Source organism: Odoribacter sp. N54.MGS-14 (assembly GCF_000980295.1).
GTDB classification, from domain to species: Bacteria; Bacteroidota; Bacteroidia; order Bacteroidales; family Marinifilaceae; genus Odoribacter; species Odoribacter splanchnicus.
In genome coordinates this window covers 21,380-28,321 of the sequence record NZ_LARL01000040.1, presented here as the reverse complement: position 1 = coordinate 28,321, position 6,942 = coordinate 21,380, and the positions used below count along the sequence as shown (strand labels likewise).

Genomic DNA, 6,942 nt, shown 5'->3' with positions numbered 1-6,942 from the left:
TATGAGTTCAAAAATGGGTAATGGATATTTATGTTATTGATAGATAGTCGTGTGTGGTTATTAGGGATAATCTGTTGCCTTCTGGGGGGAGGAATCAGGGCAGAGGAGTTTGCCGTGATAAAGGGAAAGAGCGGGGGAAAGGTACCTGCCAGAGAAGTGCAACTGATGACTGTAGAAAATGGGGTACCGGTAAAATATGCCGGTACCACCATTGCCGGTAACGGTAGTTTTGCTTTTATGTTCCAGCCGGCAGAGGCCGGTTTTTATTACCTGTATGATGGAAAGGAATATCATCGGATGTATGTAAAAGCAGGGGATGAAATACATTTTCAGGGAATCGACGGGGATTGGAAACAAGTGGATATCACCGGTGAAGAAAATCGTTTACTGGAACAATGGAAAGAGATAAAGCGCTCTTTGAAAATGGACACCAGGACAGAAGCTTATGGGGCCTATTTTCCCCGTTTCGATTCGGTTCGGCTAGAGGTGGACCGGTGGTTGCAAGCAACAGTTATCCGGGATTCCCTTTTTCAAAAGCAGTTGAAGGAGACAATCGAATTCGATCTGTTGTATGATTTCATTTCTTATATTGCTAAAAATCAGCAATCCTATGAATCCGAAGAACAACAATCGGCTTATTACCGGCAGCTCATCGGACGCTTTCCCGTCGAAGATGACCGTATTTTACAACAACCTTATGGTATTCAGTTGCTCCGGAAATATTTTAATTATAAAAGGACTTTTGTCATACGGCAGGGAGAATATTCCTTCGATGACTGGTTAGCCGAAATCGGATCTCCGCTATTGAAAGCCGAATTTGTGTTGGCTGAAATAGATACCGTTAGTTTCGGGCGTTTTTGTGATTACGAACAGAAGTATTTTCCTTTGATGCAAAATGAGGAACAACGCCTGCGGTTATGTCAGTACCGGGGACGCCCCCATTCTACCCTTCAAAAAGGAGAACGGGCTTCTAATTTTATCTTTCCCGACACAGCCGGACACTACCGCTCCATGGCCGATTTCCGGGGGAAATATAAGTTTATCGATGTTTGGGCGACCTGGTGTGCTCCCTGTAAAGCTGAGATCCCTTATTTACAACAGTTGGAGGCTGAATTTCAGGGAAAAGAGATTGAATTTATCAGTATCTCCATAGATAAAAACCGGAAAAAATGGAAAGAATATGTCCGGGAACATCAATTAGGAGGCGTACAATTGTGGGCCGGTGATTGGAGTTACCTCCCGGAAGAGTTACATGTCGGTTCTATTCCCCGGTTTATCCTGATCGATAAAGAAGGCAATTGGGTAGATACCGAAGCACTCCGGCCTTCTAATCCTGCATTAAAAAAATTATTGAAGAATCTATTGAAAAAATGATCGGTTTGAAAAAAGTAATATTGACCTTCTGCGTTTATCTGATAGGAGTAGGAGGTATGGGAAACGTATGGGCCAGTAATAAAACAATACGGGATTTTCATGAATTCGAGTTGTGGCATAAACTATTGCAATACGGGTTATCTCCATCCGGCGAATGGGCGATGTGGAGAATCCAGGCTGCGGAGAAAACAGATACTTTGTTTGTCCGGCATATCGCGTCGGGAAAAGAGTACAAATATAAAAATACTTCTGCTCCCGAATTTTCCAAAGATTCCCACTGGATCGTTTTTTCGGAACCGGCGGGAGAAAATGCAGCTGCCGGTATTGCCTATCAGGTAAAACTGGTTTGCCTTGCTAATGGGGAAGAACAAATTTTCCGGGGAATGGAAAGTTTTACTTTTACCAATGATAGTAAACATCTGATTTTAAAAGGAGTAAATACAGAAAATGCCGTAGAGTTGAATCTTTATGATCTTGAAAAAAAACGGGTAAAGAATATAGCTAATATACAGGAATATACGGTCGATCCAACGGGGAAATACCTGGCCTATACCCTAAAAACTGAAAAGGGACTGAGCAATAGCCTAGAGGTATTGGAACTGAATGATTACCGTCTTCTGTTTTTAGAAAACGATAAAAACGGATATGAAAAATTGAAATGGACAGATCACGGGCTTCTGTTTATGAAAATGTTGTCGGACAGTACAGGGCAGAAGCAAGGCCGGGAAATTCATGTCGTCCGGAATATCGGAAACAAGCAGCAGGCCTGCTGTTTTGCCGCAGAGGCCTGGGCCGATTTTCCGGCAAATATGAAAATCAGTGAATATTACACACCCCAATGGTCTGCCGATGGGAAAAAGTTGTTTTTCGGTATCGCTCCGAAACGGTATCAGGGGAAGTCCCGGGCGGAAGTTACGGCAGATGTCGATATCTGGCACTGGAAAGATCAGGAAATCCAGTCGCGTCAGAAAAACCGCTATTACCTGAATCGTAGCCGGACCTATTTGTGCGTATGGTGGCCGGAAGAAAACCGCTGGAGGCAGCTGGCCGATTCTTCCTTGTTCGATATAGCCGGTATTTCTGCCGACGGAGCGTTTGTTTTAGCTGTCGACGATCGGCCCTATCGGCCCCATTACCGCGAACTTCATCGGGATATTTATGTGATACAGACGGAAACTGGAAAACGTACCCGCTTGTTGGAGAATACAATATTGTCGGCTTCTTTTTCCCGCGAAGGAAAGTATGTTTACTATTTTAAGAATAAAAATTGGTGGGCATACGATTTGGCGAAAGAAGAATATATCAATCTTACCGCTCAGGTGACTACTGGATTAAGCGATATATATTACGATGGCCCCATCGATATCGCTCCCTCGTTCGGCATTGCCGGTTGGCTGAAAGAAGATAAGGCTTTTTGGTTTTATGACGAATATGATATCTGGAGTGTTGAGCCGGCTACGCTGAAATTGAAGCGGTTGACCCGAGGACGCGAAGACAAGATCACTTTCCGGAAATTTCAGCGCGGAGTTTTGACTCCCGGCTGTAACCTGCTGTTGAGAGCTACCGGTGATGACGGGGCTTCCGGAATTTATCGCTTCGATCCCAAAGGGCATCATCGCCCTTTACTGTATGGGCCATTCGGTACATTACGTTTGGAACAGTCGGCAGATAAAAAGACGAACTTACTCGGATGGGCTGACAATATTACAGCTCCCGAACTATTCGTTTGTGATGAAAACCTGAATCGGCTTCAACAATTGACACATACGAATTTACGTCCCCCCGGATTTATTTTCCGTAAAAGTGAATTGATCCGTTATAAAAATTCACGGGGTAAGGAGTTGAAAGGAGCATTGTTTTATCCGGTAAACTATCGGGAAGGTCAATCCTATCCGATGATCGTTCATATTTACGAGAAACTGTCCCAGCATTTAAACGATTTTGTTTTTCCTTCGGCATCGGATCTTTATAATACGATGAATTATGTGTTACAGGGCTATTTTGTTTTTCAGCCTGATATCACCTATGAGGTGAACCGGCCGGGCGAATCGGCAGTAGACTGTGTTACGGCTGCTGTTCGGCAAGTGTTGAAAAGAGAAGATATCGATCCTGCACGGTTGGGGTTGATCGGGCATAGCTGGGGTGCTTACCAGACGGCTTATATTATCACACAAACTCCGCTTTTTGCTGCTGCCGTGGCAGGAGCACCTCTGACAGATATGATAAGTATGTATAATAGTATTTATTGGGAAAGCGGACGTTCCAATCAAGAAATGTTCGAAACGGGACAGGCACGTTTCAGATTACCCTGGTGGCAAATCTCCCGGCAATATATCTGTAATTCCCCGGTATTTCAGGCAGAAAACATTCAGACGCCGCTATTGATGATCTTCGGAACTGAAGACCAGGCCGTCGATTGGAGTCAGGGACTGGAAATGTATATTACCATGCGCAGGCTTGGAAAACCTTGTATCCTATTGACCTATGAGGGCGAAGGACATACAATCGGTGGACAAATGAATACCTTGGATCAAACCGGGCGTGTCATGGATTATTTCGATTATTATCTGAAAAAAACGGTTGCGGCCGATTGGATATTGGAAGGACGAACTTACCTGAAAAAGAAAGGAGAAGAATAATTTTACCAGATCATGCCGGCAGTGCCGGCATTTTTTATTAATTTTGCTTTGAAATAGCTTGTTGTATACCGACGTTAAATTGTATGAAAAAAGGGATTCTATTATCATTATTGGCCGTTATCCTGCTTGCTGTCGTTGTTTGTGCCATTTGGTATATCAATGAAGAGGGGAAAATGCGTGCCGGTAGTAAAGATTCTTTTATCCCTTACAATTCGGCTGTCGTGGTAACGATTAATGTCGGGGCTGAGTTAGCACCTGAGATCCGGCAGGCTTTTGCGGCCGATTTGAAAGTGTTTCGCCGGAAGTTGTTGGTCCGGATAACCGATACTTTACAACAACAAGGGCTGGTGAAGGCACATCCTTACGTTGTGGCAGCCCGGGTGGAAGGCAAGAGCGACGTGGCTTTCCTCTATGTGATGGATAATAAAGATGTCATTTCCCGGGGAGAAGTAACCGATTTCCTGAACCGGACTTTTGCTGCCGGAGGAGAGAAGGTACGGAAATACGACCGGCATAAAATATATACTTTAAAACAAGGGAAAGAGATCGCTTATTTTGCTGTTTGCGGCGGTATTATCTTGTTGTCGGATTCGGACCTGTATATCGAAGACGGACTGAAACAATTCGACCTCGAAGAAGCCGGGGAAGGAGTCAAACCCCATTATCAGAATCTGAATAAATATTTTTCAGCCGGTGCCGGTATAAATATTCTGTTGAATACCGGAGCTTTTACAGAGTTGATGCCTTTGTATATCCAGGTTAAAAAGGTTTTTCCCCATGTCGATATCACCCGTTTTTTCAAATGGGGAGCTTTGGACGGAGATTTCAGCAGCCAGGGGATTTGTCTGAACGGATTTATGAACTACAGTGGACTGGATGGTTCGTACATCGCTACATTGGAAAAACAACAGGCCCGGGAAGCGAATATCGACGGGGTACTGCCTTCCGGTCTGCTCTCGTTAGGATTGCTGAACCTGAGTAATCCTGCGGCTTACTTTGCTGCTTTGGACAATTACCGCTATACGGTAGGACAAAAAGAAAATATCTTCAGGCGAAAGCAGCAGTTCGTTAAGATGTTCGGAAAAGGACGCGAAGAAGAGTTGCGCGATTTGTTGCAGGGAGAGTTTGCTGTTGTAGATCTGGCCTATAATGAAGCGACCCGCGAAAGGGATGGGCTCATCGTAGCCAGTCTTAAATCGGGTAGCCTGTGTAAAGTGGTGTTGGAGAAAATGATGAAGGAATATGCCCGTTTCGATAATCAGTCTTTAGAAAACTATTTAAAAGAATATAACCTCGATCGGGAAAAAACTTTCCGTTACTATCTTTTCCCGGCTGATGATCTGGCTGCCGTTTATTGGGGATATATTTTTGAAGGGATAAAATGCCGTTGCGTGTTGGTGGAGGATAACTACCTGATTTTTGCTTCCTCCGAGAGTGCGGTAAAGAGTTTTGCCCGCGATTATGTGCATGGGAGCGTCATCCGCGATGCCGAATGGTATCGGCATCTGAAAACCCGTTTGGCCGGAAAATACAATATGGCTTATTTTGCCCGTACGGCTGAGGTTTTACCTTTTTATACCTCTTTGACTCAGGGAAGTTGGCAGCAATTCCTGACTCGACGTCAAAAGGAACTGTCTGTATTTTCTACCTGGGCCTGGCAGTGGTCCAACGAGGGAGATATGCTCTATACCACTCTTTTTCTGAGTACAGCCGAGATAAAGGATGAAATTCGTCCGCATGTATTGTGGCAGACTAAATTGGATGGGAAAGTGAGTATGAAGCCCGTTCCCGTGACCAATCATGTGACGGGTGAGAAGGAATTGTTCGTACAGGACGATCGACATACTGTTTATCTGATCAACGATGTGGGGCGTGTGCTTTGGAAACTTCCTCTCGGGCAGCAGATCAATAGCGAAGTATATCAGGTCGATCTCTTTAAGAACGGGAAATTACAATACCTGTTTTCTACTCCCGACAAGATGTACCTGATCGACCGCAACGGTAATGCAGCGGGGCGTTTCCCCGTCGCTTTCAAAGGAAAGTGCGAGCAGGGAATATCCGTGTACGATTATGATAATAACCGCAACTACCGCATCTTTGTTCCTTGTGAAAACCGGGAAGTATATCTGTACGGTTTGGATGGAAAACCGGTAGAAGGCTGGAATCCCCAAAAGACCGATAAACCGGTCGTTTCGAAAGTACAGCATTTCAGGGTGGCCGACAAAGATTATATCGTCTTTGCCGATCGGTATCGTTTTTATATATTGGACCGTAAAGGCAAAGAGAGAGTGAGAGTTTCTTCCGTATTCGATCTGAAACCTCATACCGATGTCTATTTAACCCGTAAAGGCGGACAACCGGTTCTGGTATTTGCTGGTAAGGGAGGACAGGTACATGTGGTGAATTTTTCCGGTCAGACAGAGACTTCCCGGGTAGAAGGATTGTCCGATCGGTTTGAAATGAATATAGTGGATTGGGATGGAAATGGGACCGGGGATGTTTTGTTTACCGATGGAAACCGGGTATTGGTCACCCGTTTGGATGGAACGCCGCTTTTCGAGAAGAAAATGGAGGCTAAAACTTTAGGTTTCCCTTATGTATACCGTTTCTCTGCTAAAGACGTGCGTGTCGGCTTGACCGATCCGGAACAAAACCAGTTGTTTTTGTTATCGGCTGATGGAAAACTGTCCAAAGGATTTCCCATTACCGGCGATTCGCCTTTTTCAATCGTCTTTTTAGAGAATGACGGATTTTTCTTGTTTGCCGGAACCGGAAACAATACGATTCTGAAATATAAGGTACAACGATGACTTGAAGATGTTTAAAGTGAATGATTTAGAAAATAGATAAATTGTAAAAAAATAGTTTTTCTAAAAATTTGATTTTCCAAAAAATTAACACAATTTTGCACTGTCGTGTAAATGTTATA

The 6,942-nt window shown here is 44.2% G+C and carries 3 protein-coding genes; all 3 read left to right on the top strand.

The window, feature by feature from the left end:
* Positions 1 to 30 precede the first annotated feature (30 nt).
* The 3 genes from WS42_RS15485 to WS42_RS09215 all read left to right on the top strand — a co-directional run bounded on the left by WS42_RS15485 (position 31) and on the right by WS42_RS09215 (position 6,823).
* Positions 31 to 1,374: a TlpA family protein disulfide reductase gene (locus tag WS42_RS15485; protein ID WP_087382281.1), complete on the top strand. Its 1,344-nt coding sequence runs from the start codon at positions 31 to 33 to the stop codon at positions 1,372 to 1,374.
* Between the two features lie 5 nt (positions 1,375 to 1,379).
* Positions 1,380 to 4,013, top strand: a complete 2,634-nt coding sequence (locus tag WS42_RS09220) for a S9 family peptidase (RefSeq protein WP_162613246.1) — start codon at positions 1,380 to 1,382, stop codon at positions 4,011 to 4,013.
* Between the two features lie 83 nt (positions 4,014 to 4,096).
* Positions 4,097 to 6,823, top strand: a complete 2,727-nt coding sequence (locus WS42_RS09215) for a hypothetical protein (RefSeq protein WP_046451011.1) — start codon at positions 4,097 to 4,099, stop codon at positions 6,821 to 6,823.
* The last annotated feature ends 119 nt before the right edge of the window (positions 6,824 to 6,942 follow it).

Excerpts from the sequence above, each read along its gene's own strand:
- WS42_RS15485 (WP_087382281.1), top strand. The coding sequence starts at position 31 with ATGTTATTGATAGATAGTCGTGTGTGGTTATTAGGGATAATCTGTTGC.
- WS42_RS09215 (WP_046451011.1), top strand. The coding sequence starts at position 4,097 with ATGAAAAAAGGGATTCTATTATCATTATTGGCCGTTATCCTGCTTGCT.